The 25,822-nt window shown below is 55.2% G+C and carries 24 protein-coding genes, 1 tRNA gene and 1 riboswitch; of the genes, 12 read left to right on the forward strand and 13 right to left on the reverse strand.

The window, feature by feature from the left end; all coding sequences use genetic code 11:
* Window positions 1-534 precede the first annotated feature (534 nt).
* Both OSH09_RS06185 and OSH09_RS06190 read left to right on the forward strand, forming a co-directional pair.
* A complete protein-coding gene (locus OSH09_RS06185; RefSeq protein WP_207875258.1) occupies window positions 535-1,161 on the forward strand; it encodes a helix-turn-helix domain-containing protein in 627 nt (208 codons plus the stop codon).
* Between the two features lie 202 nt (window positions 1,162-1,363).
* Window positions 1,364-3,070 (forward strand): methyl-accepting chemotaxis protein, encoded by a 1,707-nt coding sequence (locus OSH09_RS06190; RefSeq protein ID WP_266120457.1) that lies wholly within the window; start codon window positions 1,364-1,366, stop codon window positions 3,068-3,070.
* 5 nt (window positions 3,071-3,075) lie between these two features.
* Here the strand turns inward: OSH09_RS06190 and OSH09_RS06195 are convergent, their stop codons facing one another.
* Complete coding sequence (locus OSH09_RS06195) at window positions 3,076-3,651, reverse strand: TMEM165/GDT1 family protein (RefSeq protein WP_207875260.1); 576 nt, start codon at window positions 3,649-3,651, stop codon at window positions 3,076-3,078.
* Window positions 3,652-3,828, reverse strand: a riboswitch (yybP-ykoY riboswitch).
* A 91-nt stretch (window positions 3,829-3,919) separates the two neighbouring features.
* Between OSH09_RS06195 and OSH09_RS06200 the strand changes: the two genes are divergently transcribed.
* A complete protein-coding gene (locus tag OSH09_RS06200) occupies window positions 3,920-5,476 on the forward strand; it encodes a glycosyltransferase family 39 protein (protein WP_266120458.1) in 1,557 nt (518 codons plus the stop codon).
* 5 nt (window positions 5,477-5,481) lie between these two features.
* Here OSH09_RS06200 and OSH09_RS06205 read toward each other — a convergent pair whose 3' ends face one another.
* Window positions 5,482-6,390, reverse strand: a complete 909-nt coding sequence (locus tag OSH09_RS06205) for a LysR family transcriptional regulator (protein WP_207875262.1) — start codon at window positions 6,388-6,390, stop codon at window positions 5,482-5,484.
* Between the two features lie 125 nt (window positions 6,391-6,515).
* Between OSH09_RS06205 and OSH09_RS06210 the strand changes: the two genes are divergently transcribed.
* Window positions 6,516-7,142: an FMN-dependent NADH-azoreductase gene (locus OSH09_RS06210; protein WP_207875263.1), complete on the forward strand. Its 627-nt coding sequence runs from the start codon at window positions 6,516-6,518 to the stop codon at window positions 7,140-7,142.
* A gap of 247 nt (window positions 7,143-7,389) precedes the next feature.
* Here the strand turns inward: OSH09_RS06210 and ribA are convergent, their stop codons facing one another.
* Entirely contained in the window at window positions 7,390-8,061 is a 672-nt protein-coding gene (ribA, locus tag OSH09_RS06215) for a GTP cyclohydrolase II (RefSeq protein WP_266120459.1), read from the reverse strand.
* 311 nt (window positions 8,062-8,372) lie between these two features.
* Between ribA and OSH09_RS06220 the strand changes: the two genes are divergently transcribed.
* Both OSH09_RS06220 and OSH09_RS06225 read left to right on the forward strand, forming a co-directional pair.
* Entirely contained in the window at window positions 8,373-8,885 is a 513-nt protein-coding gene (locus OSH09_RS06220) for a hypothetical protein (RefSeq protein WP_266120460.1), read from the forward strand.
* Window positions 8,886-8,965: 80 nt separating this feature from the next.
* Window positions 8,966-9,664, forward strand: a complete 699-nt coding sequence (locus OSH09_RS06225; RefSeq protein WP_207875266.1) for a cytochrome b/b6 domain-containing protein — start codon at window positions 8,966-8,968, stop codon at window positions 9,662-9,664.
* Window positions 9,665-9,819: 155 nt separating this feature from the next.
* On the opposite strand, the gene OSH09_RS06230 is transcribed toward OSH09_RS06225, so the two are convergent.
* A complete protein-coding gene (locus OSH09_RS06230; RefSeq protein WP_266120461.1) occupies window positions 9,820-11,466 on the reverse strand; it encodes an ABC1 kinase family protein in 1,647 nt (548 codons plus the stop codon).
* A 267-nt stretch (window positions 11,467-11,733) separates the two neighbouring features.
* Between OSH09_RS06230 and ypfJ the strand changes: the two genes are divergently transcribed.
* Together ypfJ and OSH09_RS06240 are read left to right on the forward strand one after the other, a co-directional pair.
* Complete coding sequence (gene ypfJ, locus OSH09_RS06235) at window positions 11,734-12,588, forward strand: KPN_02809 family neutral zinc metallopeptidase (protein WP_207875767.1); 855 nt, start codon at window positions 11,734-11,736, stop codon at window positions 12,586-12,588.
* A gap of 72 nt (window positions 12,589-12,660) precedes the next feature.
* Window positions 12,661-12,736 (forward strand) — tRNA-Lys (locus OSH09_RS06240).
* 144 nt (window positions 12,737-12,880) lie between these two features.
* On the opposite strand, the gene OSH09_RS06245 is transcribed toward OSH09_RS06240, so the two are convergent.
* The 4 genes from OSH09_RS06245 to OSH09_RS06260 form a co-directional block, all read right to left on the reverse strand.
* On the reverse strand, window positions 12,881-13,048 hold the full coding sequence (locus OSH09_RS06245) for a hypothetical protein (RefSeq protein WP_207875268.1): 168 nt from the start codon (window positions 13,046-13,048) through the stop codon (window positions 12,881-12,883).
* Window positions 13,049-13,484: 436 nt separating this feature from the next.
* A complete protein-coding gene (locus OSH09_RS06250; protein ID WP_266120462.1) occupies window positions 13,485-14,795 on the reverse strand; it encodes an MFS transporter in 1,311 nt (436 codons plus the stop codon).
* A gap of 36 nt (window positions 14,796-14,831) precedes the next feature.
* Complete coding sequence (locus tag OSH09_RS06255) at window positions 14,832-15,656, reverse strand: TauD/TfdA dioxygenase family protein (protein ID WP_266120463.1); 825 nt, start codon at window positions 15,654-15,656, stop codon at window positions 14,832-14,834.
* 142 nt (window positions 15,657-15,798) lie between these two features.
* Window positions 15,799-16,275, reverse strand: coding sequence for a MarR family winged helix-turn-helix transcriptional regulator (locus tag OSH09_RS06260; RefSeq protein WP_266120464.1), 477 nt, complete (start codon window positions 16,273-16,275; stop codon window positions 15,799-15,801).
* Between the two features lie 855 nt (window positions 16,276-17,130).
* On the opposite strand from OSH09_RS06260, the gene glnK reads away from it, so the two are divergent.
* Together glnK and OSH09_RS06270 are read left to right on the forward strand one after the other, a co-directional pair.
* Entirely contained in the window at window positions 17,131-17,469 is a 339-nt protein-coding gene (glnK, locus tag OSH09_RS06265; RefSeq protein WP_207875272.1) for a P-II family nitrogen regulator, read from the forward strand.
* A gap of 14 nt (window positions 17,470-17,483) precedes the next feature.
* On the forward strand, window positions 17,484-18,725 hold the full coding sequence (locus tag OSH09_RS06270; protein ID WP_207875273.1) for an ammonium transporter: 1,242 nt from the start codon (window positions 17,484-17,486) through the stop codon (window positions 18,723-18,725).
* A gap of 119 nt (window positions 18,726-18,844) precedes the next feature.
* Here the strand turns inward: OSH09_RS06270 and OSH09_RS06275 are convergent, their stop codons facing one another.
* Both OSH09_RS06275 and purB read right to left on the reverse strand, forming a co-directional pair.
* Entirely contained in the window at window positions 18,845-19,297 is a 453-nt protein-coding gene (locus OSH09_RS06275; protein ID WP_207875274.1) for a c-type cytochrome, read from the reverse strand.
* Window positions 19,298-19,395: 98 nt separating this feature from the next.
* Window positions 19,396-20,772, reverse strand: coding sequence for an adenylosuccinate lyase (gene purB, locus OSH09_RS06280; protein WP_207875275.1), 1,377 nt, complete (start codon window positions 20,770-20,772; stop codon window positions 19,396-19,398).
* 237 nt (window positions 20,773-21,009) lie between these two features.
* Here purB and OSH09_RS06285 point away from each other — a divergent pair, with 237 nt between their 5' ends.
* Window positions 21,010-21,621, forward strand: a complete 612-nt coding sequence (locus OSH09_RS06285; protein ID WP_207875276.1) for a glutathione S-transferase family protein — start codon at window positions 21,010-21,012, stop codon at window positions 21,619-21,621.
* 59 nt (window positions 21,622-21,680) lie between these two features.
* Here the strand turns inward: OSH09_RS06285 and OSH09_RS06290 are convergent, their stop codons facing one another.
* Complete coding sequence (locus tag OSH09_RS06290) at window positions 21,681-22,526, reverse strand: helix-turn-helix domain-containing protein (protein WP_266120465.1); 846 nt, start codon at window positions 22,524-22,526, stop codon at window positions 21,681-21,683.
* Between the two features lie 83 nt (window positions 22,527-22,609).
* Here OSH09_RS06290 and OSH09_RS06295 point away from each other — a divergent pair, with 83 nt between their 5' ends.
* Window positions 22,610-23,704 carry an alpha/beta hydrolase gene (locus OSH09_RS06295; RefSeq protein WP_266120466.1) on the forward strand — a complete coding sequence of 365 codons (1,095 nt, stop codon included), beginning with the start codon at window positions 22,610-22,612 and terminating at the stop codon, window positions 23,702-23,704.
* Here OSH09_RS06295 and OSH09_RS06300 read toward each other — a convergent pair.
* Window positions 23,691-24,503, reverse strand: coding sequence for a sulfite exporter TauE/SafE family protein (locus OSH09_RS06300; protein WP_207875279.1), 813 nt, complete (start codon window positions 24,501-24,503; stop codon window positions 23,691-23,693). The genes OSH09_RS06295 and OSH09_RS06300 overlap by 14 nt on opposite strands.
* A 9-nt stretch (window positions 24,504-24,512) precedes the next feature.
* Window positions 24,513-25,628, reverse strand: coding sequence for a tRNA 2-thiouridine(34) synthase MnmA (mnmA, locus tag OSH09_RS06305; protein WP_266120467.1), 1,116 nt, complete (start codon window positions 25,626-25,628; stop codon window positions 24,513-24,515).
* Window positions 25,629-25,822: the final 194 nt, after the last annotated feature.

The raw sequence follows: 25,822 nt of genomic DNA on the forward strand, positions 1-25,822 counted from the left end.
TGCTTAACGGGATATTTAGCCGTATCATAAGGCGCATAAATTTTCTTTGAGGAAACAAGGGGGCTTGTACAAAATAGATTCCTATTTATTCCATAAAGGCTGACTAGGATCAAGACTAACGATAAAAACAAGTGCTAGGGTGCTAACACCCTTTTTTCTTGGCCCGACAAGCCAAGCACCGCCCGGACCCGCCCACATCACCAACACTTATAAGTGTGTTCAGCTACCCACACTGGGCCCGTCCGGTAACACGACAGCGCAAGGGATACGCGTAAAATCAACAAGGCTGGCCCAGGTTCACAGGCCCGCCCGATTGAAGTGATCCCCTGACAAAGCATGAACATCTGAAAATCGGAGATATTAGAAGCATGTGTGTCGAATACTCTGCCTATCACTTGGCGTGAACAGGCCACTATCCATTGCCATTATTAGTATTTCTGTACTTACTAATACCGTCTCTACACTCTGCACTGCTACATCGGGGCACACAGCCTTCTTTTCCCCGGTCTGGCCTGCTTTCATTTTGTTGACTCCATGAACGACGCCGTTTACTCCACTCGGCAGGCTGCTGATTTACTGGGCGTATCTGTACGCACCGTACAACTTTGGGTAGAAGCCGGGACACTGAAAGCCTGGAAAACCCAAGGTGGGCACCGACGCATTGACCGCGACTCCGTCCAAGCCATCTTGCAAGAGCGCCAGGGGCACGCCAGCCCCCAGGTCGCACCCGATACCCCGATCACACCCAGCCTGCCCGTTTGTAGCAGTGAACCCTGCCTGCGTGTATTGGTCGTTGAAGACGATCTGGATCTGCTGTCCATCTACCGCATGGCGATGGAGCATCTGCCCTTCCCGGTCGAATTGCGCTGCGAGCAAGATGGCCTGAAAGGTCTGATCGCCGCTGGCAATTTCTACCCCGACGTTCTGATCGTGGATCTGAACCTGCCCAAGCTGGATGGCTTTGCCATGCTCAAGGCCTTGGCCGATGCGCCCGAAACAGAACATACCTTGATCTACGTGATTTCTGCCTTGAGCGCCGCCGATATCCACGCGCGTGGCGGCCTGCCCGGCAAAGCAACCGCACTGGCCAAACCCATCCCTATTGCCCTGCTGCTGCAATTGCTCAGCGAAGCCTTTCACGCCCAGTACCTGCCCTCCTGAGCCCACCCGCTTCCCTTTATCAGCACGGATCAATTTTTTCAATTTCGATCTATTTGTGACAAATATTTTCATTTGATTATCATTTTTTTATTTTTAGACATAAAAAACGAATCAAATGATACTATTCACGAAAATTCACAACAAGAAATTGATCCGTTTATCTTGAGTCTTTTGCTGATACAAAAAAACAAAGGGAAAGGCTATGCGTAAGAACCTACCAATTACCGGCATTGAAACCGAACTGCTGGACGAGCAATATCTCATTTCCAAAACAGACTTGGCAGGCCGCATCATTTATGCGAACCCTGCATTTGTGGAGGTCAGCGGTTTTAGCCGGGAAGAGCTGATCGGCGCGCCACATAACATTGTGCGGCACCCCGATATGCCGTCTGAGGTCTTTGCCGATTTATGGCACACCCTGAAACAGGGGCGTTCATGGGTAGGGGTAGTAAAGAATCGCCGTAAAGACGGCGGTTTTTATTGGGTTCTGGCCCATGCCAGCCCGATTATTGAACAAGGTGAATTAACGGGCTTTGCGTCGGTACGGGTACGCGCCAAAGCCCAGGATATTCAAGCCGCCGAACAGTTTTATCAGGAATTGCGCGAAGGCAAAAATCGCTCACGAACCATACGGGCTGGCCAAATTACAGCCCGTAGTTGGCGACGCCCCTTTGCAGGCCTGCGCTTTTTGGCCGGTCCCAGTTTACTGGCCGCGTTTTTACGTAAAGGCTTGTTAAATCTGGGGATTACCGGCGGGATTATCGCCATGATCCTGAATACGGAAATGCCACAGCAAAGCATGGTGATGCTGGCTAGCGCCCTGGGCGTAGGCACTCTCATGATTCTTGGCTATCAGGCTGTATTGATGCGACGCGTTTTAGGATCGTTTAAAACGGCCACGCACATCGCCCAACAAATTGCAGCGGGTAATCTGACCGTCAACACTCGGGGGCCCGAGGTCAAAAAACTGGAAACGCTGGGGCAGAACCTGGATCTGATGCGTAAAAGCCTGATGAGTATCAGCACCGATGTTGACCAGAGCTGTGGGAACAATCAAGTCGTGTCCCGCAAGCTGTCGGACAATAGCGCCTTGCTGGAAGCCCGGACACAGGAACAAGCCGCGTCCATGCAAGAAACCACCGCCAGCATGAGCTCGTTTGGACAGGCCGTTTTGCAGACCGCCGAAAACGCCAAAGCCAGTCATGAACTAGCTAGCCGCAGTGCGGATATTGCAGGCCGTGGTAACGAAGCGGTTCAGAAGGTCAGCTCGTCCATGCAACAGATTCTGGAAAGCTCACAACATATTGGCAATATCGTGTCGATGATCAATAACATCGCCTTTCAGACCAATATCTTGTCGATTAACGCATCTATTGAATCCGCCCGTGCCGGAGAGGCAGGCAAAGGCTTTGCGGTGGTCGCCTCAGCAGTCCGTTCGCTGGCTCAACAAGCCGCGCAGGCCGCCGATGAAATCAAGCAACTGGTCACCGAAACCCAAACCCTCAGTGCTGAAGGTGCAACCCATGCGGCCCACGCTGGCCAGACCATGCAGGAGATTCTGACATCCGTGTCTGAAGTCGCCGGTCTGATGGGTGAAATTTCTGCGGCCACCGGCGAACAAAGTATTGGTTTGGGCCAGCTCACCCAGGCCCTGAAACAAGTGGACCAGATCACCAGCGATAATGCCGCCCTGGTTCATGACTTGAGTGAAACGGCTCAGGAATTGAACCAGAACGGGGCCGAGTTGCAAGAGGCGATCAGTGTCCTGAATCATGGCGATCACGGCAAAGTCCACCATCAAATGCGACCTGCTGCGGCCTTGACGCTGGCCCCGGTCCTGACGATGGATGCCGCTCGTCGTCGCCCTGCCGCAACGGGCCGACTACGACAATTGGCATCCAGTACCTAGCCTCGCTAGAAGCCCAGGCTTTCTGCGCCGCCCAACAAAGCCAGCACACCCAGCACGGCAAAGATACAGGCGGCAATCCGGTGCACCAACTGAGTCGGCAAGCGGCGGGCAATACGCTCGCCAAACAGGACGGCCGGCGCATTGGCCAGCATCATGCCCAGGGTCGTACCCAGTACCACCCACCAGAACTCCTGATATTTAGCGGCTAAAGCGACCGTGGCGATTTGGGTTTTATCGCCCATCTCGGCCAGGAAGAAGGTAACCAGGGTGGTCCCGAACACACCAAATCGAGTGCGCGTAGTTTCGGCATCGTCGATCTTGTCGGGAATCAGAATCCAGATGGCCATGGCCAGAAAGGAAATACCCAGCACCCAGCGCAGCACTTCGGGGTCCAGCAATGCAGGAACCCAGGCACCAATGGCACCGGCCAGACCGTGATTAACTAAGGTTGCTATGAAAATAGCGAGAATGATGGGCCAAGGGCGCTTGTAGCGGGCTGCAAGAATAAAGGCCAACAATTGGGTTTTGTCCCCAATTTCTGCCAAGGCAACCACACCCGTGGAGATAAACAGCGCTTCCATAACAACTCCTGGCCGGATAAGAGACAGATGACCACAAACCCTCCCGGCCAAACGCGAAGGTCTATGGTCAAAAGTCTTGCCAGGCTAGTTGCTACCAGCGCCATGACCCTGTGTAGGCCAAGTATGTTGACGCTGGTCTTCGGTAATCCGAAGCGGCTACTCCCTAATGACGAAGCGCATCGTAGCCCAGATTGGCGCACCTGTCCAATCGGCTCTTTTTCAACGCCCAGACGGTACACTTGCTTATTTACCTTCCCCACCGATTTGCATGAGCGCCCAACTCCCTGCCTTCACACCCCAAAAAAGCTACCAGCGCACGGTGCTGCTGTACCTGTTTCTGATGGTTGTCATGTGGACAGTCTTGATGGCAATCAGCCACAAAGCGCCGGATCTGGACGGCATGGAGGAACTGGTCTGGTCATCCAGCTTTGAACTGGGTTATTTAAAGCATCCCCCCTTCCCGTCCTGGGTCATGGCCGCACTGACCAGTGTGTTTGGTCGCCCTATCTGGCTGACGTTTGCGGCAGGGATGACGGCCTCGGTGCTGGGCTTATGGTTTATCTGGAAACTGGCCTGCGAGTTTCTGAATCCCGAGCGCGCCCTGATGGTCTTGCTGATCAGTTCGGTCAGCATTTACTTCTCTTTGCGCGGCACCATTTTTAATCACAACACGGCACAACTGTGGTCCGTCACGGCAGCCACCTGGTTTTTCTATCGTGCCAGCCGGGATCAAAAACCCGCGGACTGGTTATGGTTAGGAGCCGTCGCGGCCTTCGCTACCGTCACCAAATACAGCGCCGTGATTCTGTTCACTGCTTTCTTTTTGTATTTTCTGCGCAGCGGCATGTGGCGCCAGCGGCAAACCTGGACAGGGCTGGGTCTGGCCCTGATCGCGTATGTACTGGTCCTCTCCCCTCATCTGTACTGGCTGGCCGCGCACGACTTCGCCCCCTTCCGCTATATGGACGGCTCCCTGGAAACGCATACACGCTTGGAAGCCTATAAGGAACTGCTGGCCTTCAGCCTGGACCAGCTCGGTCGTCTCAGCCCTATGCTGGTGGCCCTGATTGCGCTAGCCGTCTGGAATCGCCGCGACTCCAAAAGACTCGCTCCGACGGATGCTGCCTTGCAAAACAAGCAGCGCTATTCTGATGATATCTCCCGTGCCGACAAGCAATTCCTGCTCTGGGTGGGCCTGACTCCCATTATCAGCACCGTGCTGATTTCGGCCATTATGGGCACGCGTTTGGTGGCATCCTGGGCCACCACCTTTTTTGTGCTGTATGGTTTTTTTGCCCTGTGGGTCATGCACGGCAAAGACAAAATCCAGCTACGCAGACTGGCAATTATCGTGATCGTGCTGCAGATTTTGCTGGCATCAGGCTATGCCTTCGCCCGAGGCCCCCTGGCCTGGCACAAAGGGCGGGACTCACGTTCGACATTTCCAGGCCCTGAAGTCTCTGCCCAGATGCAGGCCATCTGGAAAGAACACATGCCTGGCATTCCCTTGAAAGTCGTGGTCGCGGACACCTGGTTGGGTGGCAATATTGCCGTCCATGCCGGTCAGGATGTTCTGGTCTTTATTGATGCAGACCCGGCTGCTTCACCCTGGTTAACACTGCCACGCGATCTGGACTGCGGTGCCCTGATTGTCTATAGCCTGAAAACACGAGGACCCGCCCCCGCTGCCTTGCTTGAACTGTACGAACAGGCCCCGATCAAAGGTCGAGCAGAACAGCGCTGGTCCTCCGAGCGCAGCCCCATGATTGATCTGAACTGGGCCATTTTGCCCGCCCAGAGCGGCTGCGCATCTGCCGCACCTTGACCGTCTTAAACCCTGGGGTGATGCACGGGTAGTTGCTCACCCAGATAATCCAGAAAATGACGCACCGCCGGGGCCATGCCTCGGCGCGATGCAAACACGGCGTGAATAATTCCTGGCAAGGGTGCCCATTGCGGCAAAACCTGCACCAGACGCCCTGCCTGCAAGGCATCGCAACACATATAGTCGGGCAAAATACCCACGCCTATGCCTTGCTCTACCCCTTCACGCAAGGTCAGCAAATCCGAGGCCATATAACGGGGCCGATGAGTCACGGTCAGGCTGGCTCCATCAGGGCCATACAACTCCCACTCGCCTTGTCCCTGTCGGGCTGACATGGCGACGGTGGGCAGTTTGGCCAGATCAGCAGGCCCGCGCACCGGATCAAAACGAGCCAGCAATTCCGGCTGCGCAACCACAATAGCGCCGGTCTCGCCCAGGCGTTTCACGATATAGCTGGCGCTATCACTTAAGGTGCTGCGTACTCGCAAAGCCACATCAATTCCGTCGGCAACCGGGTCCACGACACGATTACTGACTTCCACCTCCAGCTCGACCTGAGGATAACGAATCAGAAACTGCGCAAATACTGTCGACAACACCGTGTGCGCCAAGGTGACCGGACAACTGATGCGGAGCAAACCACGCGGTTCTTGCTGCACTTGGGCGACAGCCGCATACGCGGCTTCGGCCTCGTCGCGCATGGCCTGGCAATGGCGTAAGAACACCTCGCCCGCAGGCGTCAGGGACAGGCTGCGGGTGGTGCGTTGCAGCAGGCGGACACCGACTTCAGCCTCAAGGCGGCTCAGGCGTCGCGACACACGCGATGGCGGCATACCCAGGTGACGGGCGGCGGCACTAAATCCACCGCGTTGCACCACTTCGGTAAACAGCACCATGTCATTTAAGTCATACATACAGGGATGTTTTCCAGGATTACAGACAAAAGTAGAATAATCTTTCTCAGAAAAACCGGCTTATCAAAGGTATGGGCATCAAACATAATGACACCATTCCTTCATCGCTTTGGACACCAAACATCATGAAACTGCTACACGTAGACTCCAGTATCACCGGCGCCAACTCCGTTTCCCGCGAACTTTCGCAATTTGTAGTTGATCAACTGCGCCAGCAAAATGATCAGGTCCAAGTGGAGCATGTTGATCTGGCCCTGAATCCGCCACCTCACTTCTCGGCAGACTCCCTGGGCATGCGTCTGGGTCTGGATCCCGCCACCCTGAGCGAGCGTCAGCGCGCCGAAAACGCGATCACCGAACAATACCTGAGCCAGTTCCTGGCCTCGGACGTGGTCGTGATTGGTGCCCCCTTCTACAACTTCACCATTCCTAGCCAACTGAAAGCCTGGATGGACCGTCTGGCTCAAGCTGGCCGTACGTTCCGCTATACCAGCAATGGCCCAGAAGGCCTGGCTGGCGACAAAACGGTGTACCTGGTTCTGAGCCGTGGCGGCATCTACTCCGAGTCGGAGCAAGGTCAGGCCATGGAACATCAGGAAAGCTACCTGCGCGTGATGTTCGGCTTCATGGGCGTGACCGACCTGCGTATTGTCTACGCTGAAGGCCTGGGCAAGACCCCTGAGCTGCGTGATCAGATTATAGAAAACGCCAAAGCCGGTGTCAGCGCCTTGCTGGAAAAGAGCGCAGCCTAAGACAGAGAGGGTCTGGTTCGACCCGGCCTTTCTTGTTTAGTTCTGCAAGGCTCAGGCATCTGTCGCTTCAACGACCAAGCCTGGCCCCATAAAAAATAAAGCCAGACCCGAATCCCTGTATGGATTTCCGGTCTGGCTTTATTTTTGAGCTCGGAAAGACAAAGGGCCAATTGATGGCCCTTTGTTTTGATACCGATAAAAAATGAGCGGAAGAAAAACAGAATCAAATTCTGCCCGCACACTTTTTTTATTCGTCTGTTTCCAGCCAATGGCCCAAACGCAGACGCTTGGTATTCAGGTAGCTCTCGTTAAAGGGATTACCTTCAATCTGGTGCGGCACACGCTCGACCACATCAATCCCGATTTCCTGCAAGGTTTTTACCTTGCGTGGATTATTGGTCATCAGGCGTAGTTTCTGAATACCGACATGATCCAGCATGTCCTTGCAGATATCGTAGCGGCGCATATCGGCCGGAAAGCCCAGCTTCTCGTTGGCTTCCACCGTATCCGCACCCTGATCTTGCAAGTTATAGGCACGAATCTTGTTTACCAAACCAATGCCCCGCCCTTCCTGGCGCAGATACATCAAGGCACCGCGGCCGGTGGTGGCAATACGCTCCAGCGCCAATTGCAACTGAGGACCACAATCACACCGCAGGCTGAACAGGGCGTCGCCTGTCAGACACTCGGAGTGGACACGAGCCAGAACGGGTTCACCGTCGGCCACCTCTCCCAAGGTCAACAAGACGTGTTCTTTTTGATTGCTGCGCTCTACAAATACATGGATCTGAAACACAGCCCAAGGCGTTGGCAAACGGCTGGAGCTGACATAGTCCAATAAAGCGCCGGGTTTAGCCTGCTGACCAGCAGGCGTAGAGTCCGATTCTGACGCCAGTGCGGCATCCGGGATGGATTGCATAATGAGTCTCTGCTGCAACGAAGAAATGCGGCTTGGCCCCATCCGGGGCAACTCAGCAATGATAGCCTAATTCAGCCTGTTTCTTTAAGCCGGGGACAAGATGCTTTTCAGGACCAAATTAGCCGGTTCCCCCATGACACATAGATGAAACATTCACCTTATGTCCCTATCCTTATAGCGAAAAATTCTGCTATCCGGTATTCTACGCAACAAGAAAATACATAAAATGTTATGAAACTTACAAATACAGATGATCTATGGCGCTTTGTGTTTTTTCACTAGCCCTGACCATCCCCCAGACTTGATTGATCATGCCCGCCCCTAAGGTCTTTATTCGCTATGTTGTGATTGGGCTCTCGCTAGCCCTGCAACCGTTTGTCGCCCATAGTGCGGCAAGTCAGACCTGGCCCCAGCCTCCTTCACAGTTAAGTCTGGACAGCCCCTATGGCACCTTACAAGTCAGCCAGAGCGATTATGTCTATGAGGCACAACTGCAACTGGATACGAAAATCATCGCGCCTGAGCTCAAAGGCCTGATCAACATCCCCTATGCCTTCAAGCAGCCCAATAATCAGACAGCCTTGATTTCGGTCGACAATGGCCTGGGTGGTTGCTCTATCAACTACCACTGGGTCACCGTGTCCTCCAAGGGCTATACCGTCTCGCCTGCCTTTGGTTCCTGCAGCGCGCAGATTCGGGTGCGCCATCATGGTCAGACTCTGATCATGGAAACACCCAGCCTGGAAAATCCCACCCTGATCGACGAATACCGTTACGACGGGCGCAAAATCAGTTTGCGCAAACGACGTTACACGGTGCAATAGCGGGAACCTTGATACGGCCCCCCGGACTCAAACGGAACACTGACTATAATCAGGTGTCTACGTCTCTCCGGATTTTCCCTATGCAAGCCTCCTCGACTCGCCCTTTACTCATCTGGGATTTACCCACCCGTTTGTTCCACTGGCTGCTGGTCATCAGCATCGTAGGCTGTTTTGTGACGATCAAGGCAGGTGGTCTGTGGATGGACTGGCACGTCCGCTTTGGCCTGCTGGCTTTAGGGCTGCTGGCGTTTCGCCTGGTCTGGGGCCTGATCGGCGGCTATTACTCGCGCTTCAGCCACTTCCTGCCCAATCCGGTACGTAGCCTGCGCTACTTGCGCGACAAACCGGCGGTTTACCCCGGCCACAATCCTGTCGGTGCCTGGTCGGTCTGGATCATGTTGATTGTGTTCGGTTTTCAGGCTGTTTCCGGCCTGTTTGCCAATGACGACATCTTCACCACCGGCCCCCTGGCCTATCTCAGCAGCGACTGGTCCAAAACCCTGACCGGTCTGCACAAGGCAAACGAATGGGTGATGCTGGCCATTATCGGCTTGCATATCCTGGCTATTTTCCTGTATCGCGTGCTAGGTGGTCAGAAATTAACCAGCGTCATGGTCAAAGGCAGCATGCCTGTCCCCAGTGAACCGGCCCTGCCTGCCAGCAAAGATACCTGGAAAACCCGTTTTCTCGCTCTGATCATCGTGGCATTGATTGCCTGTGGCATCTATTGGATGACCGGTCTGGCTCCGGTTGGCGGTGGGATGGACGACTTTATGTAAGCCCGACTTATCCCCAGAAGCTGTGAATAAACCTGGGGATAATGCGGGGATTGTTTGGGCTGAGCCGCATTTTTACTGGTCGTCTTTTAAACTGGACGGAGACTAGCCGCTTGAGCACTCTCTGCACAAAACGCGAGAGCCCAAACCGGATTTCCTTAACGCCGTCGCCAAAATCCCCACAAGACCAGGACCAGACCCGCCAAAGCGGCCAACAAGCCTGCCCAGCTAAAAATGGTCAGGCCCAGCCAGGACGGGCCGCGTGTTACCAGCACCGGCCCCAAAATCAGCACAAAAGCCGCCGTCACAATCGCAATCGCTAAACGAGTGGCGGCTTTTTCCAGGGCTGTGGCCAGACGCGGCATCCCCTCTATCTGAATTCGCGCAGAAATTTTCCCCTGCCGCACCCGGTGCATCAGCAAACGCAGCAGTTGCGGTGCATCCATCGCCAATTGCCGCGACTCCAACAGGCTGCGCTGCAAATCCGCATAAACACGACGGGGGGAATACTGTTTACGCATCAAGGCCATGATCACAGGCTGCGCGACCTCGACCACATCAAACTGAGGGTCCAACCGTTTCAATACCCCATCCGCGGTGATGAAGGCTTTGAACAGCAAGGCCAAATCAGGCGGCAGAATCAAATGGTTTTCACGGGCCAAGGCCATGAAATCCAGCAAGGCGGCGGAGATGGACAAGAGCCCGCTACTTTGTCTGGCCACATAACGCTGGGCACTTTCCTCCAGACGACTCCAGTCAAAGTCCTCCGCTCCCGACCAATCCAGCAGGGTGGTGGCGACCCCATCAGCCTGACCATCCACAATGGCTCGCAATAAAACCAGCAATTGCTGACGGCGACGTTCCGTTAAATGGCCGACCAAACCGAAATCAATAAAAGCGACTTTATTGCCGGGCAAGGCCATCATATTGCCAGGATGCGGATCGGCATGAAACAGCCCATCTTCCAGCACCATATGCAAAAAGGCCAAAGCACCACGACGTGCCAGCAAGGGGCGATCTGCCTCTATCGTCAGTAGCTCCTGCTCCTTGATGGGGGACACACCCGGCACAAACTCCTGCACCATGACGGTTGCGCTGGTCCACTCCATATAGACACGCGGCACCACAATGTCCTTAAAGGGCTGCATATTCTCGCGCACAGCGATGGTATTCGCCGCCTCACGCGTAAAGTCCAACTCATCGGCAACCGCCTCGGCCAAGGCTCGCACGATATCGTAAGGACGATATTCAGGCAGCAAACCTTGTTGTTGAACCAGACGGGCAATTTGTTTGAGCAAGCGCAGATCTGCCTGAATCAAAGGCTCCAGGCCGGGGCGCTGAACTTTCACCACCACTTCAGTGCCATCACGCAAACAGGCGCGATACACCTGGGCCATCGAAGCTGAAGCCAGGACATGGGTATCAAAGCGGGCAAAGGCTTGCTCTACCGTTTGGCCCAACGCTTGTTCCAGCTCGGGCCGGATGATGTCCCAGGGCACAGGCGCGGCCTGTCCTTGCAGTTTCTCCAGCTCCTGCGTCCATTCAAGCGGCAATAAATCATTGCGAGTCGCCAGAATCTGACCAAGCTTGATAAAGGTAGGCCCCAGCTCTTCCAAGGCACGGCGCAGCCGTTCAGGCGCAGAGCGTTCAGGCATTTCTGTTGCCATGGGAGTCTTGCTGCCAGGAAGCAGGTCCGACAAGCCCAGGCGATGCATCACATCCCCAATCCCATATCGAGCAATAACCGCTCCAATTGCTCGTACTCGTGCATGGTCGCGCAAGGCCAACAAGGTTCCTGCCAACATACTCGCTCTCCAATAGGGTACGCCCTGAGAAAAATAACATACCCCGTCTCAGCCAGCCGGGCTCACTTATCCACTTATCCACATTTTCAGTGGGCAAGCTCGGGGATAGCCGCTGGACAAGTCACATTAAGCCAAGCAATTCAATGACTTGTCATGGCAGGGTAATTTAAGCCCCCTCACTGTTGGAGGGTGACAAGAATGGAAAATGCCCCTGCTCTGGACCTGAAATCAGAGTACATTGACGTTTTCAAATTCAAGGAGAGCGTGATGCGTCTGGATAAATCTCGCTCCAGCCGTAATGTCGAGGACCGCCGTGCCAATGGGCCACGTCTGAGCGGTGGCAAGATCGGCTTGGGGACCATCGTTCTGGCACTGGTGGCCATGTACTTTGGGGTCGACCCCAGTGTGGTGCTGAATCTGGCTGAAGGCCCGACCAGCGCCCCGCAATCGCAATCTGTCCCCAGCTCCGATGCACAGGGCCAAACCATTGCCAAGATCCTGGGTGAAACCGAGGATGTCTGGCGTGATGTTTTCGCCAAGCAAACCAATGGCAGCTATCGCGATCCCGTGCTGGTCTTGTATCGCGGCTCGACGCCAACCGCCTGTGGCGCAGGCCAATCCGCGATGGGTCCGTTTTATTGCCCCGCTGATCAGAAACTCTATATAGATCTGGGCTTTTTTACAGAGATGGAACGCAAGATGGGGGTCAAAGGCAACTTCGCCCCGGCTTACGTTATTGCTCATGAAGTCGGCCACCATGTTCAGAACCAATTGGGCATGATGCGCCGCGTGGATGATGCCCGCCGTAATGGCTCGGCTTCCCAGGCCCGTCAGGCATCGGTCCGTCTTGAACTACAGGCCGACTGCTACGCCGGTATCTGGGCGAACCACGCCGATGCACAACGCCAGATTCTGGAACCCGGCGATATTCGCTCTGCTCTGGATGCCGCCCAAGCGGTGGGAGATGACACCTTGCAAAAGCAATCCCAAGGCTATGTGGTGCCCGACTCCTTTACCCATGGCAGCTCGCAACAACGCATGGCCTGGTTTATGGAAGGCTATAAAAGCGGTCAGTTGAAAATGTGCGATACCTTCGCTCGTCCGGATCCCGTTTCCCGATAAACGTAAAATTATGTAACCACTGCTTGTGCAGAATAATTTTCGCTCTATAATCTTTTTCTTCGCAGGAAACAGGGGTCGTTAGCTCAGTTGGTAGAGCACTGGACTCTTAATCCATTGGTCGACAGTTCGAGCCTGTCACGACCCACCAAATATCCTGCTGCTTACGGTACACCATGCCGTAACACCGTAAATTAGCCCGCTATTGCAGCGGGCTTTTTTGCGTCTGGAAAATGCTTAACTCTTCCAGCATGCACTGTTGAAGCCTTGCCAGGCTCCAAGCTGTCGCCAGAAATTAACCCGAATGTGCGCGCTTGCCGGGATTCTTCTTGCTGCGGGTATGCGCGCCACGCTCCTGGCTAACACGCTGGCCACGGGTTTTCGTGCTCAGGGTCACGCCCTTGGGTGGAACGGGAGGAGGAGTACGCTTACGGTCGGCTTCAGTGACAATTTTGGTGCTCATGAAAATCTCTCTAGTTTGGTTAATTAACGCTTATTTTGCGTTCATTCGGTTTAATCTTGGCAGCAGGAATCATCACGGATATGCTGCCACCTTATCTAGCATAGCAGGCATTAGTCAAACCGGCTCGAACGCCCCCTATGGGGCGATGACATACACCCAGGGCGTGACGCACTTATACCAGGCGAGCTTCTACCTCCAGCATTACCGCCTTCAGGTGTTGGCCTCTTAATCCATTGGTCGACAGTTCGAGCCAACCACGACTCACCAAATATCCTGCTGTTTACGGTACACCATGCCGTAACGCCGTAAATTAGCCCGCTATTGCAGCGGGCTTTTTTGTGTCTACACGCGGCAATCCATGACTGCGCAGCCCTGCTCTTGCACAGACCTGGCAGGCTGACGCCTCTTCATGCCACAGCGTCAGCCTACGTCACACCTACACAGAAGCTGGACCCCCCAAAGCACTGCCCGCCTTGGCCTGAATTTGCGACAAGGTTCGGGCCGGATCGACCAGAATAAAACCCAACGCCGCACCCGCCAGCAAGAGCAGCGCCGTCAAGGCAAAGCCTTGATGAAAGCCTGCAATGCCTGGCTCGGCCTGAATCAAACGCCCCATCACAATCGGTGCGACCAGACCTGCCGTTGTGGACAAGGAATTGGTAATAGCCAGAGTAGAACCGCGCTTTTCAACCGGGCTGATCTGAGCGGAAATGGCCGAGCACAATACAAAGCCCACTTGCGGGAAACTCAAGCCCAAAGCGATCAGCACAATCCCGGCTGTGGGTCCTGGATTCAGATAGGCCGCAGCCAACAGACACAGTGCCCCCGCCAACAAGAAACCCACCGTGACCTGACTGCGTGCTACTCGCGAGGAATAGCCCTGACGCAAGAAGCGATTGGACAGGTAGGAACCACCCGAGACAATCGGGATCGCCACAAAGATACACAGGGAGAACAACCAGCCCGCCGTATCAGACGAAAAGCCCAGGCCACGCTGCAAATAGGCAGGCAACCAGGTAAAGACCAGGGCCGCGCACCAGTAAGCCACCCAGTACATCAGCAGATTGCCGATAAAGCTGCGGTTCAGCAGCACATGACGGTAGGAACTACGAGAGGAACTCGTACTCTTGCCTGTATCCGTCGTGGGTGCCGCTGTGGCACTGATCGGACCATCTTTACCCAACAAAGCCCACACCACCAGCCACAACACGCCTGCTGCTGCCGTCACCCAAAACACCGAGCGCCAGCCGTGGCTGATTGCCAGGTAACCCACCAAAGGACCAGCCAGCAACATCCCCACCTGCCCGCCTTGCATGACGATGGCGGTGGGCCAGGTTCGCTCCTGATCGGGGAACCATTTATAGCAAGCATGCAATGCCAGAGGATAAGCAGGCCCCTCCCCTACACCCAGCAAAATACGGCAAGCCATCAGAGCGGCGATCGTGCTGACCCCCATGGCGATGGGCACCTGTGCTATAGACCAAACGACAACCAGCCCCACCAGCAGCAAGCGCGAGGACACCGTGTTGGACATAAAACCCACCACAATGCCCGAAATCGCAAACAGGAAGAAAAAACTGCCTGCAATCGTGCCAAACTGCTGCGGGCTGATGGCCAACTCCTCCATCAACGGAACCGCTACCAGACCAAAGATCGCCTTATCCGCGAAGTTGATCACCATGAACAAAAACAATAACAACACCACGACGTACCGCTGTCCTGGGAAATACTTTTTCTGGTTTTCCATGTCTCCCCCCAACTTGTCAAAAGTGCAGCGATACGATCAATAAGGACGGTCACCCACAATGGTGGCTCGGGCCATTTGGCGGGGCAAAGGGAAGTAATCCTGAACAGCATAATGCTGAGTCGCCCGGTTATCCCAAAACGCGATGGTATGAGGCTGCCATTTCAAGCGCACCTGATACTCGGGATGACGCGCTTGATCCACCAGGTACTGCAACAGAAAGTGCGCGCCGCTTTGCAGCTCGGGCATGCCACGGAAAAAACCGGTTTCGATGTAATTGGCCAGATGTGTGGTCCAGCTACTGACGTACAAAATTCGCTGGCCGGTTTCGGGGTGGGTGCGCACGACGGGGTGGGTCTGAGCCGGGAAACGATCCCGCAAGGCAGCCCTCTCCTCTTCAGGGATACGGTCGATAAAGCCGGGCAATAAATCATGCACCGCTTCCAGCTCGTGCAAAATATCCTTGATATGCGGTGGCAGGTTTTCGTAGGCCAGCGCCATATTGCACCAGATCGTATCGCCACCTGCAGGCGGGCATTCAATACAACGTAGGATGGAACCCATGGAAGGTTCAGCCCGCCAGCTCACATCGCTGTGATAGATATTCTCCCGCCCAGGCTGTGTATTATTACCACCCAGCAACACCAGTTCGGGATGCTCCGGGTCATGCGGGAACACCGGGTGCAACTCCAGTTCACCAAAACATCGCGCAAACGCAACGTGCTGTGCGGCGTTCAAAGGCTGGTCGCGAAATACCAGCAATTGATGCTTCAACAATAAAGAACGCAGTTCCTGTACCTGCGTTTTCTCCAGAGGCTGAGTCAAATCGACTCCGGCTACCTCTACCCCGATAGCGGGCGACATGACCCTGGTTTCCAAGCGACTGGCTGCGATTGGGCTGTCTACGGCCTGCATCATTATCATCTCCTGAATATTGTTTCGTTTCAAACGAAACAATATTAGCGTGATAAGAATCCAGCACCACTCCGTGATTACCCTTGAGACTTCAAATATGTGCGTCGCCGCTGAAATCGCTGCCGAAACGCTGCACCATGCGATTTTCCAGGCGCGTCATCATTTGCTTGAAAGAACGTAGCTCTTCTTCGCTCAGCACGGCAGTCAGCTCTTGCTCCAGATCCAGAGCGATAGGCACGATGCGATCATGTACCTCTTGACCTTGTTCGGTCAGGCAGAGCAGATTGCTGCGCATATCGTTTTCATTATCGCGACGTGCAATCAGCTGGGCGGCAGTCAGGCGGGAGACAGCGCGGCTGACTTTGGCTTTATCCATGCTGGTACGCTCGGTCAGACTGCCCGAGGTCAGGGTTCCATAGCGACCCAGGGTGGCAATGATGCGCCACTCTGGTATGGACAAACCAAATTGCTGCGCATGCTGGCGCGCAAACGTCACCGCAATATGCGAGGCCAGTATCGTGACTTGATACGGGAGAAAATTCTCCAGGTCCAGGGTGGTTTTTTCCAACTCGCTTCCCAAAGCGCTAGTCCGCTGTTTTCAAGGCTTTTGATCATAGCATTGCCCGGCAAGCCCCTGCCCCGATTTTGCTAAGCAATCCGTCCGTCATAGTTGTTTACTTTGCTAGCCAGAAAAATCCGATAGGCTGAAAGATCATTCAAATCAGGAGACTGTCATGCTGATTGCTATTGATCCGACCAAAGCCCCCGACACGACACCACCGGGCAAAACACCGAATCCCGAGCCTGATCCCAAGAAGATTCCGGGCAATGAACCGCCGGGAAAATCTTAGGGCTGAAAGACGAACCTCACGCCCTCTGCACGCATGAAGTACAGGCTGAGTAGCAGGGAAAGAGGGGCACGCAACCCTCCCCTGCTCCAGCCTTTCCCTCTCATTGGGTCCGCCGTTTTGCAGCAGGAAAATGTTGCAAAGTTAAGACTATTAAAAAAAAACTGCATAAAATTCGCACGTGTTGCGCTGCAACATATATTATTTTTCCATAGTCGTTGTTCCTGCGGTGGTGAGATGAGCGGAAACAGGCGTCACAGAGCGCTGCTGTTATCTCGCTACCCACCGACTAGGCAAGACCGGGGTCACGTGCCTAGCTAGCTTACTCGCCTTGCCGGAATTGTGTTGCTCTTCAACCTACAACACAGGTCCGCTTGCCTACCACTTGCGTTCGCGCTGTCGCACACCCTGCTGACAGCCGGAGAGTCGCTCAAACCGGCGCTGCCCGGTTGCACTCAAGCCATCCACCAGGATTATCCATCCCGGTCGGCCCCCTCTCAACCGTCTCCTACCCCCCTCGGTGTTCCATTGCATCCGCAAGGCCAGCTTTGCCTGTGTTTACTTCAGGAACACCTATGAAACTGATTACCGCCATCGTCAAACCCTTCAAGGTTGACGAGATACGCGAGGCCCTTTCCGATCTGGGCATACAGGGGATGACACTCACTGAGGTCAAGGGATTTGGTCGCCAGAAAGGCCACACCGAGCTTTACCGCGGTGCGGAATATGCAGTCGACTTTCTGCCCAAGATCCGCATTGAACTGGCCATTCCCGACGAGCAATTGCAAAGCGTACTGGAAGCCATTCAAAACAGTGCCCGCACCGGTCGTATTGGTGACGGCAAGATCTTTGTCCAGCCGCTGGACCATGTCGTCCGCATTCGCACCGGCGAATGTGATGAGCAAGCCCTGTAATCGGAGAACCCATCATGAACAACGCTGATCTATCGTGGATGCTGGTCTCCACGCTTCTGGTACTGATGATGGCCGCGCCGGGCCTGGCCCTGTTTTACTCGGGGATGGTGCGTCAAAAAAATGCTTTATCCATGCTGTCCCAGACCATGCTGGTGTTTTGTCTGGGCGTCGTGCTGTGGTTCATTTACGGCTATTCGCTGGCCTTTACCGCTGGCAATCCCTTTATCGGCAGTCTGGACAAGGTGCTGTTCAATGGCATGTTCAATGCGGCGGACCAGCAATTTTCCATGTCGGGTACTTTGCCTGAGCTGCTGTTTGCGTCCTTTCAAGCTACTTTCGCTGGTCTGACTTGCGCACTGGTCGTTGGCAGTCTGGCTGAACGTGCCCGCCTGTCTGCCATCCTGGTCTTTACCGTGATCTGGTTCACCCTGGCTTATCTGCCTATTTGCCATATGGTCTGGTTTGCAGATGAACAGCACGGCGGCTTGCTCAACTCCCGCGGCGCGCTGGACTTTGCGGGTGGAACAGTCGTGCATATCAATGCCGGTATTGCAGGCCTGGTCGGTGCCTGGATGATTGGTCCACGACTCAACTACCGTCGTGAAGCCATGCCCCCTCACAACCTGCCTTTGACCTTTATTGGTGCTGCTCTGCTGTGGGTAGGCTGGTTCGGTTTCAACGCTGGCTCGGCTCTGTCTGCCAATGAAAACGCGACGCTTGCTTTCTTTAACACCATGTTGGCAGCCGCCATTGGCGTTGTGGCCTGGACCCTGGGTGAGTGGATCAGCAAAGGCCATCCTTCCTTGTTAGGTGCGTGTTCAGGTGCGATTGCAGGTTTGGTGGGCATTACCCCGGCCGCCGGTTTTGTGGCTCCCTCCGGTGCCCTGGCAATTGGTCTGCTGACCTCCCTGGCTTGCTTGTGGGGCGTCAATGTCCTGAAGCGCTGGTTGCGTGCCGACGATACGCTGGATGTATTTGGCATTCATGGTTTGGGCGGGATTGTGGGCGCTTTGCTGACAGGTCTGTTCAATGCTCCCGTTTTGGGTGGCCCTGGCACAGCCGCGGGCAACAGCATCTGGATGCAACTCTGGATTCAGACAGAAGGCGTTTTGATTACCTTGGTCTGGTCGGGTATTGCCGCCTGGATTGCCTTCAGAATTGCCAAAGCAGTCTGCGGTGGTTTACGTGTCGATGCCGACCACGAGCGCGAAGGTCTGGATATCCGTACCCACGGTGAAACGGGTTATCAACATTGAGTCTTCATCATGATTCTTGCTAATCTTGCCTGCAGGCAAACTGCACCCTTTAAACACAGGCACAGGCCTAAAAGAAAAAGCCCTCTTTCGAGGGCTTTTTTTATAAGCAAACGAGCTGCTTATTTTTCTTTGCGGTAAGCGTCGTGACAAGTCTTACAGGACTTGCCCACATTACCAAATGCCACGCGGAAGGCATCAAAGTCGCCGGAATCGGAAGCGACTTTCAGCTTGTCGATAGCCACGGTGAAATCGTCCGTTGCTTGTTTGAAACCTTGGGCATCGCTCCAGGCTTCAGCTTTGGTCTCGCCGCCTTCAGTACCGGCACCAAAGGCGCCCCAAGGCAAAGCAGCCAAAACCGTCAACACTTCCACGTTTTTAGCGATAGCAGCCGCATCATACGGTGCTTCTTTTTTGGCGACGGGAGCCATACGGCCAAAGTGCGAACCAATCAGCGACATGCTGGCTTGACGGTAGTTCACGGCCTGTTCTGGCTTGGCAAACTGAGCGGTAGCGGGCGTAACAAACGCAGCGCACAGGGCGGCAGCGGCAGTCAGAAACGCGAATTTTTTCATGTGAACTCCTGTGTGATGAAACATAAAACACTTCATAAAGCACTGGCTCAAAAAACCCGATCCGGCTGTGCCTTATGCAAAGACACAGCCGTTTGGATTTAAATAGCCTGAGCCAACTTTACCGCCACACCCAGATAGCTGCGTGGAGTTAGCTCAAGCAAATAGCTTTTAGCGTCGGCTGGCAGTTCCAGACCACCAATAAACTCGCGCAAGGCATCCTGAGTAATACCACGGCCACGTGTCAGAGCTTTGAGTTGCTCGTAAGGCTGGGGCAAACCGTAACGACGCATGACCGTTTGAACGGGTTCAGCCAGAATTTCCCAGCAAGCATCGATGTCTGCATCGACCGCCGCCGCATTCAATTCCAGTTTGCCCAGACCGCGCAGGCAAGCATCGTAAGCCACTACGCTGTAACCCAGGGCCACGCCCAGGTTACGCAGCACGGTGGAGTCGGTCAGGTCACGCTGCCAGCGCGAAATAGGCAGCTTCTCGGACAGGTGACGAAGCATGGCGTTGGCCAGGCCCAGATTGCCTTCCGAGTTTTCAAAGTCAATCGGGTTGACCTTGTGCGGCATGGTGGACGAACCGATCTCGCCTTCTTTCAGCCGCTGTTTGAAGTAACCCAGGGAGATGTAACCCCAGACGTCACGGTTGAAGTCCAGCAGGATGGTGTTGGCGCGAGCAATCGCGTCAAACAGGGCCGCCATCCAGTCGTGGGGTTCGATCTGAATGGTGTAGACGTTTTGAGTCAGACCCAGGCCGCCCAGCACATTCTTGCTGAATGCGGGCCAGTCAATTTCGGGGTAAGCCGAAAAGTGTGCGTTGTAATTACCGGTGGCACCGTTCAATTTAGCCAAAGGCTGAACGGCAGCAATCGCCGTAATGGCGTTTTGCAAACGAGCGGCCACGTTGGCGAACTCTTTACCCACGGTGCTGGGGCTAGCAGGCTGGCCATGGGTGCGCGAGAGCAAAGGCTGCTCGGCGTGCAAGCGGGCCTGTGCCTTGATGGCATCACACACTTCCTGCAACTGCGGCAAGATGACCTGTTCACGAGCACGTGTCAGCATCAAGGCGTGTGAGGTATTGTTGATGTCTTCGGATGTGCAAGCAAAGTGAATGAACTCCGCGGCGGCGGACAGCTCGGCGTGATCAGCCACTTTTTCTTTCAACCAGTACTCCACGGCTTTGACGTCGTGGTTGGTGGTGCGTTCGATGGCTTTGATGCGGGCCGCATCGTCTTCCGAGAAGTTCTGCACCAGGCTCTTGAGCACCTCGCGGGCTTCGGCAGAGAAGGTAGGCAGTTCGGGCAGACCCGCATCGGACAGGCCGATCAGCCAGGCCACTTCGACCTCCACGCGATGCCACATAAATGCGGCTTCGGACAACAGGCCACGCAAGGGGGCGGTACGACTGCCATAACGCCCGTCCAATGGCGACAAGGCATTCAGAGTGCTCAGGGTATCGGCTATGTGCATCGTTCTACAGAAAAGAAGAGGGGGAATAAAGTCAGCCCGCATTCTAACATTGCGTGCTGACACCCGTATGCCGCGTGTTCAGCATGGGGTCAGAATGCGACGGCTGTTCGAGGCTTTGACGAATAAACCACAGTTTTCCGACATTGTTTCCAGCGACGGGGTCAGGCCCGACCCACGGGGCGTTCGCCCATAGGTTCCTGCTATACTTTTTGAGCCTGCAACTTTTGATAGCTTTTTATGAAACTTCTAGCTTCCCTCACCAGCCCATACGCGCGCAAAGTGCGTGTTGTCATGGCGGAAAAAAAGCTCGATTACGAGCTGATTCTGGAGGATGTGTGGGCCGATGACAGCGATATTCTGAAACACAATCCACTGGGCAAAGTCCCCTGTCTGATTATGGATGATCAGGCAAACTTGTTTGACTCCCGCGTGATCGTCGAGTATCTGGATACCCTCTCGCCCGTCGGCCGCCTGATTCCCCAAGCCGGACGCGATCGCGCTGCGGTCAAATGCTGGGAAGCCATTGCCGATGGCTTGCTGGATGCCTGCGTCGCCATCGTGGTGGAAAAACGCCGCCCCGAAGAGCTACGCCTGCCCGCCTGGATCGACCGCCAAAACAGCAAGATCACCGCTGCCCTGCAATCGATGAACAATACCTTGGGTGACCAGTCCTTTTGCATGGGCACCAGCTTTAGCCTGGCTGACATTGCTGTTGGCTGCGCACTGGGTTATCTGGACCTGCGCTTTCCTGAACTGGACTGGCGCTCGCAGTACGGCAATCTGCAACGCCTGGACGAGAAACTCCAAGCGCGCCCCTCGTTTGCAAGCACCTTACCGCCTATTCAGTAAGGGCTGCTCAAGCAAGCCAGGGCCCATTCTTTTGAATGGGTTTTTTTATGTCTGCTGACTCAGAATTCGCCCAGCAAACGGTACATCCAGAAGGCCTCATCGGTTTTCATGCGCTGGGCGAACTGGGCAGGTGAAAAGCCCGAAACACGTTTGACCTCTCTGCCGAAATGAGACTGGTCGCTATAACCCGCCTGCAAAGCCACTTCTGACCAGACCGGATTTTCCTGCTGCTGTACCAGGGCAAAGGCACGCTCTGCCCGCACATACCGTTGCAACTCACGCTGGCTTTGCCCTGCCCAACGCTTGAACTGTCTTTGCACCTGGCGCAGGCCAGTTCCCGTGCGCGTCGCGGCCATTTTCACCATCAGCCCCGTCAACCAATGATTGAGTGTCAGCGTCCCTCTGGTCGCTACGGCACCCTGGGCGCATTGATCAATGGCAGCCTCAAGCTGATCAAACAAGCCCTCCTCTCCCGGCGGTATCTGCCCCAGAATCTGGCAGGCAGACACCGGCAGTACCTGCTCCATGGGAAGGACAAGATCAATAAAATCGCTAGCCTGAAGACCAAACAAGCGCTTGAAGGCATCGGGATAGATCCCAATCGAAATCGCATGAACGGGCCCGGGTGACCAGCTCATGGAAGGCCTGCGTGAAGGCCCCGTAAACAGCATTCCGGCAAGCGCCTCGGACAGCACCGGGGTGCCACCTTCAGCAGGCATCTGAACACGATGCAGTTGCCCATGAAAAATCCACGATAAAACGACCAGGGGCGAGGCCGGATAGACGTTCAGACGCTGCTCCGGCCGCAGGTCCAAACCACGAGTGTCGCGTTCCACGCCCAGGTGGATACCGGTCGCCGTCAGTCGGGTTGGGTGATGCAGACGAGCAGAAGGCAAAGTGGTCATAGGAGGTCGTTTCCGTTCTATCCGGCCCACGCTGGGCAGGCCACACTGAAAGCCCTCTTATCCTACTTCAGCTAAACAAACTTATGCCCAAAACTGTACTTCAAGGATTCTGGTCCCATCGTTGCCGCAGTGCCCTGACACTCTGGGCCACCACCGTGGATGTATTGGCCAGACGAGCAATCGCCAGACCGCTGGTGCCCGGCTGGTCTATCCCCTTTGAAATCGCCACGCTGTTCTATCGCAAGCAGTTCAACCACGCTTTTAGCCTGCCAAGCATGTCAGAGGGCAGAGCCTACTTTGATAGCCTCTATACCATTGCCGAGCCCAATCTGCCCGTCCAAATCCAGGCTAATACGGCCCAGGAGCCACGCGGGCACTGGTTCATTCCACGCAGATCCACCCGTTCCAAAACCATGCTGTACTTTCATGGTGGTGGCTATGCGTTTTACCCGACCGTCTCACGCCAGTTCATCGCCCTGCTCGCTCACCAGCTTCAGATTTCCATCTTCGCTCCCGACTACCGCCTGACTCCAGAACATGCGCACCCGGCGCAACAGGATGATGCACTAGACGCCTATCGATATCTGCTGGAGCGCGGCACCCTGCCTGAAGACATTATCCTGGCCGGTGATTCGGCGGGCGGACATCTGGTACTGATGACGCTAGTCAGCCTGCGGCAAGCCGGGCTCCCCCAACCCTCTCTGGCCCTGGCACTTAGCCCCTGGACGGACATAGGCCGACGAGGAGCCAGCCAGTTTGGATATGATCGCTACGACATGGTGCAGGGCTATCAGACACTGCAATATGGCCAATGGTTGAAAGGAAACGGAAACTGGAGTGATGCCCAGCTCTCCCCTATTGCCCAGGACCTGCGCCAACTGGCACCTCTCTATATTCAGGCCGGAGGCAAAGAAATTCTGGTCGACATGATTCGCGATTTTGCCCAAGAGGCTAAAACCCAGGGGGCCGCCGTACGCCTGGATGTGTGGCCAGACATGACGCATGAGTTTCACGCCTATGGCAGCACGCTAACTTCCAGCGAACAGGCAATCGCCGCGCTCTTGGCGGCGATTCAATGGACAGAAGGAGGAGTTTTCAACTCGCTAGAGGAAACCGAGCTGGATGGGCTGGGCTCTGTCTTTAACAAAGCCCAGCCTGAACACATCAAGCCTGAGTGATGGCCTGCGTAATCATGTAAATCGCCAGCACGGTCAGCATGCCGGCAAAGATGCGTTTGAGCGTCGCCTGGTCGATCTTGTGAGCCAGGCTCGCCCCCAAGGGAGCGGTACAAATACTGGTGGCCGACACAATCAACAAAGCGGGCCAGTAGATAAAGCCGATCATGCCCGGATGGCTGCCGAAGCTGGCCTGACCCGACCAGATATAGCCCAGACTATTAGCCAGGGCGATGAAAAACCCCAAGGCCGCGGAGGTGGCCACAGCCTGACGCACCGGTACGTTGCCGCGCAACATGAAGGGGACGGACAAGAAAGCCCCGCCCGCGCCCAGCAAACCGGAGACAAATCCAATCAAGGCGCCCATCGCGGCAATCCAGAAGGGAGCCGGCAGTGATCGGCCTTGCACAGGTGCCGACTTGCGCGCCATTTTGGAGGCCGAATACAGCACAAAAACACCGAACACAATGGCCAGCGCCGTGCTGTTGATCATGGCAAAAATGGCACCACCTGACACCAGCCCGCCCACGATCAGACCTGGCACCATGACTTTGACCACATCCCAGCGGATGGCCCCATGTTTATGGTGAGCCCGCACACTGGACAGAGAGGTGAACAAGATCGTCGCCATGGCAGTGGCAATGGACGCATGGACGGCCAGTTCCTGCGGCACGCCAAACAAAGGCAGCAAAAAGGTCAGGAAAGGCACAAGAATCATCCCGCCACCAATCCCTAACAAACCCGCGGCCAAGCCGATGCCTGCGCCCAGCACCAACAAACTGATGACAAGAATGGGGTCCATCGCCGCCTCTTATTGAATAATGCCGCCGCCCAGGCAGCGGTCACCGTCATACAGAACGACAGATTGGCCCGGTGTTACGGCCCACTGAGGCTGGTCAAAATGCACGGACAAGCTCTCGCCCTCTGCAGCCAAGATGGTGCAGGCCGCATCGGCCTGACGATACCGAGTCTTGGCATGAATGGGGCCCAATGCAGGCGGATGACCCGCTACCCAACTGGTTTGCTCCGCTTTCAGCTCAGACTGCAGCAACCAGGGGTGATCGTGCCCTTGCACCACATACAAGGTGTTCGTAGCCAGATCTTTACGGGCGGCATACCAGGCGTCAGCCGTGCCATCCTCGCGCTGCTTGCCTTTCACACCGCCAATGCCCAAGCCCTTGCGTTGACCATAGGTATGGAACGCCAGGCCTACGTGCTGACCCAGCACCTGCCCTTCCGGCGTTTTGATGGGGCCGGGTTGAGTGGGCAGGTAGCGATTCAAAAATTCGCGGAAAGGCCGCTCGCCAATAAAGCAAATGCCGGTCGAGTCTTTTTTAGCGGCATTGGGCAGCTTCAGTTCTTCGGCAATACGGCGCACTTCCTGCTTGTTGATCTCGCCCAAAGGAAACAAGGTGCGCGACAACTGCGCCTGATTCAGGCGGTGCAGAAAATAGCTTTGGTCTTTGGACGCATCCAAGCCTTTCAGCAACTGAAAGTCCGTTCCGCCACCCGCCATCGGTACGCCACGCACGCGAGCGTAATGGCCGGTCGCAATCCAGTCAGCGCCCAAGGTCATGGCGTGATCCAGAAAGGCCTTGAACTTGATTTCCGCATTGCACAGAACATCCGGATTCGGCGTACGGCCAGCCGAGTATTCCCGCAAGAACTCCGCAAACACGCGATCTTTATATTCTGCCGCGAAGTTGACTGCTTCAATCTCAACGCCTACCAGATCGGCCACACTGGCCGCATCCAGCCAATCCTGGCGTGAGGAGCAGAATTCGGAATCGTCGTCGTCTTCCCAGTTCTTCATGAACAGGCCGACAACCTCATAGCCCTGCTCTTTAAGCAACCAGGCTGAAACGGAGGAGTCCACGCCGCCGGACATACCGATAACGACGCGACCTTTTTTGGTGGAAATAGTCATTGCAATGATGATGAGCGGTGCTGCTGATACCGGGCTGTATCGCCCAGCGCGCACCTGACTAACTAAAAAAGGCATTGTACGCCTGCCCTGACGCATGTACAGGCAGACACCGCCCACGGCTGGGGTTTATGGAAAACTGTGCTGCCCAGAACACACAAATAAAAAGCCCGGACACGCGGTCCGGGCTTTCAGAA

This window comes from Alcaligenes parafaecalis, assembly GCF_026344135.1.
GTDB lineage: Bacteria > Pseudomonadota > Gammaproteobacteria > Burkholderiales > Burkholderiaceae_B > Alcaligenes > Alcaligenes parafaecalis.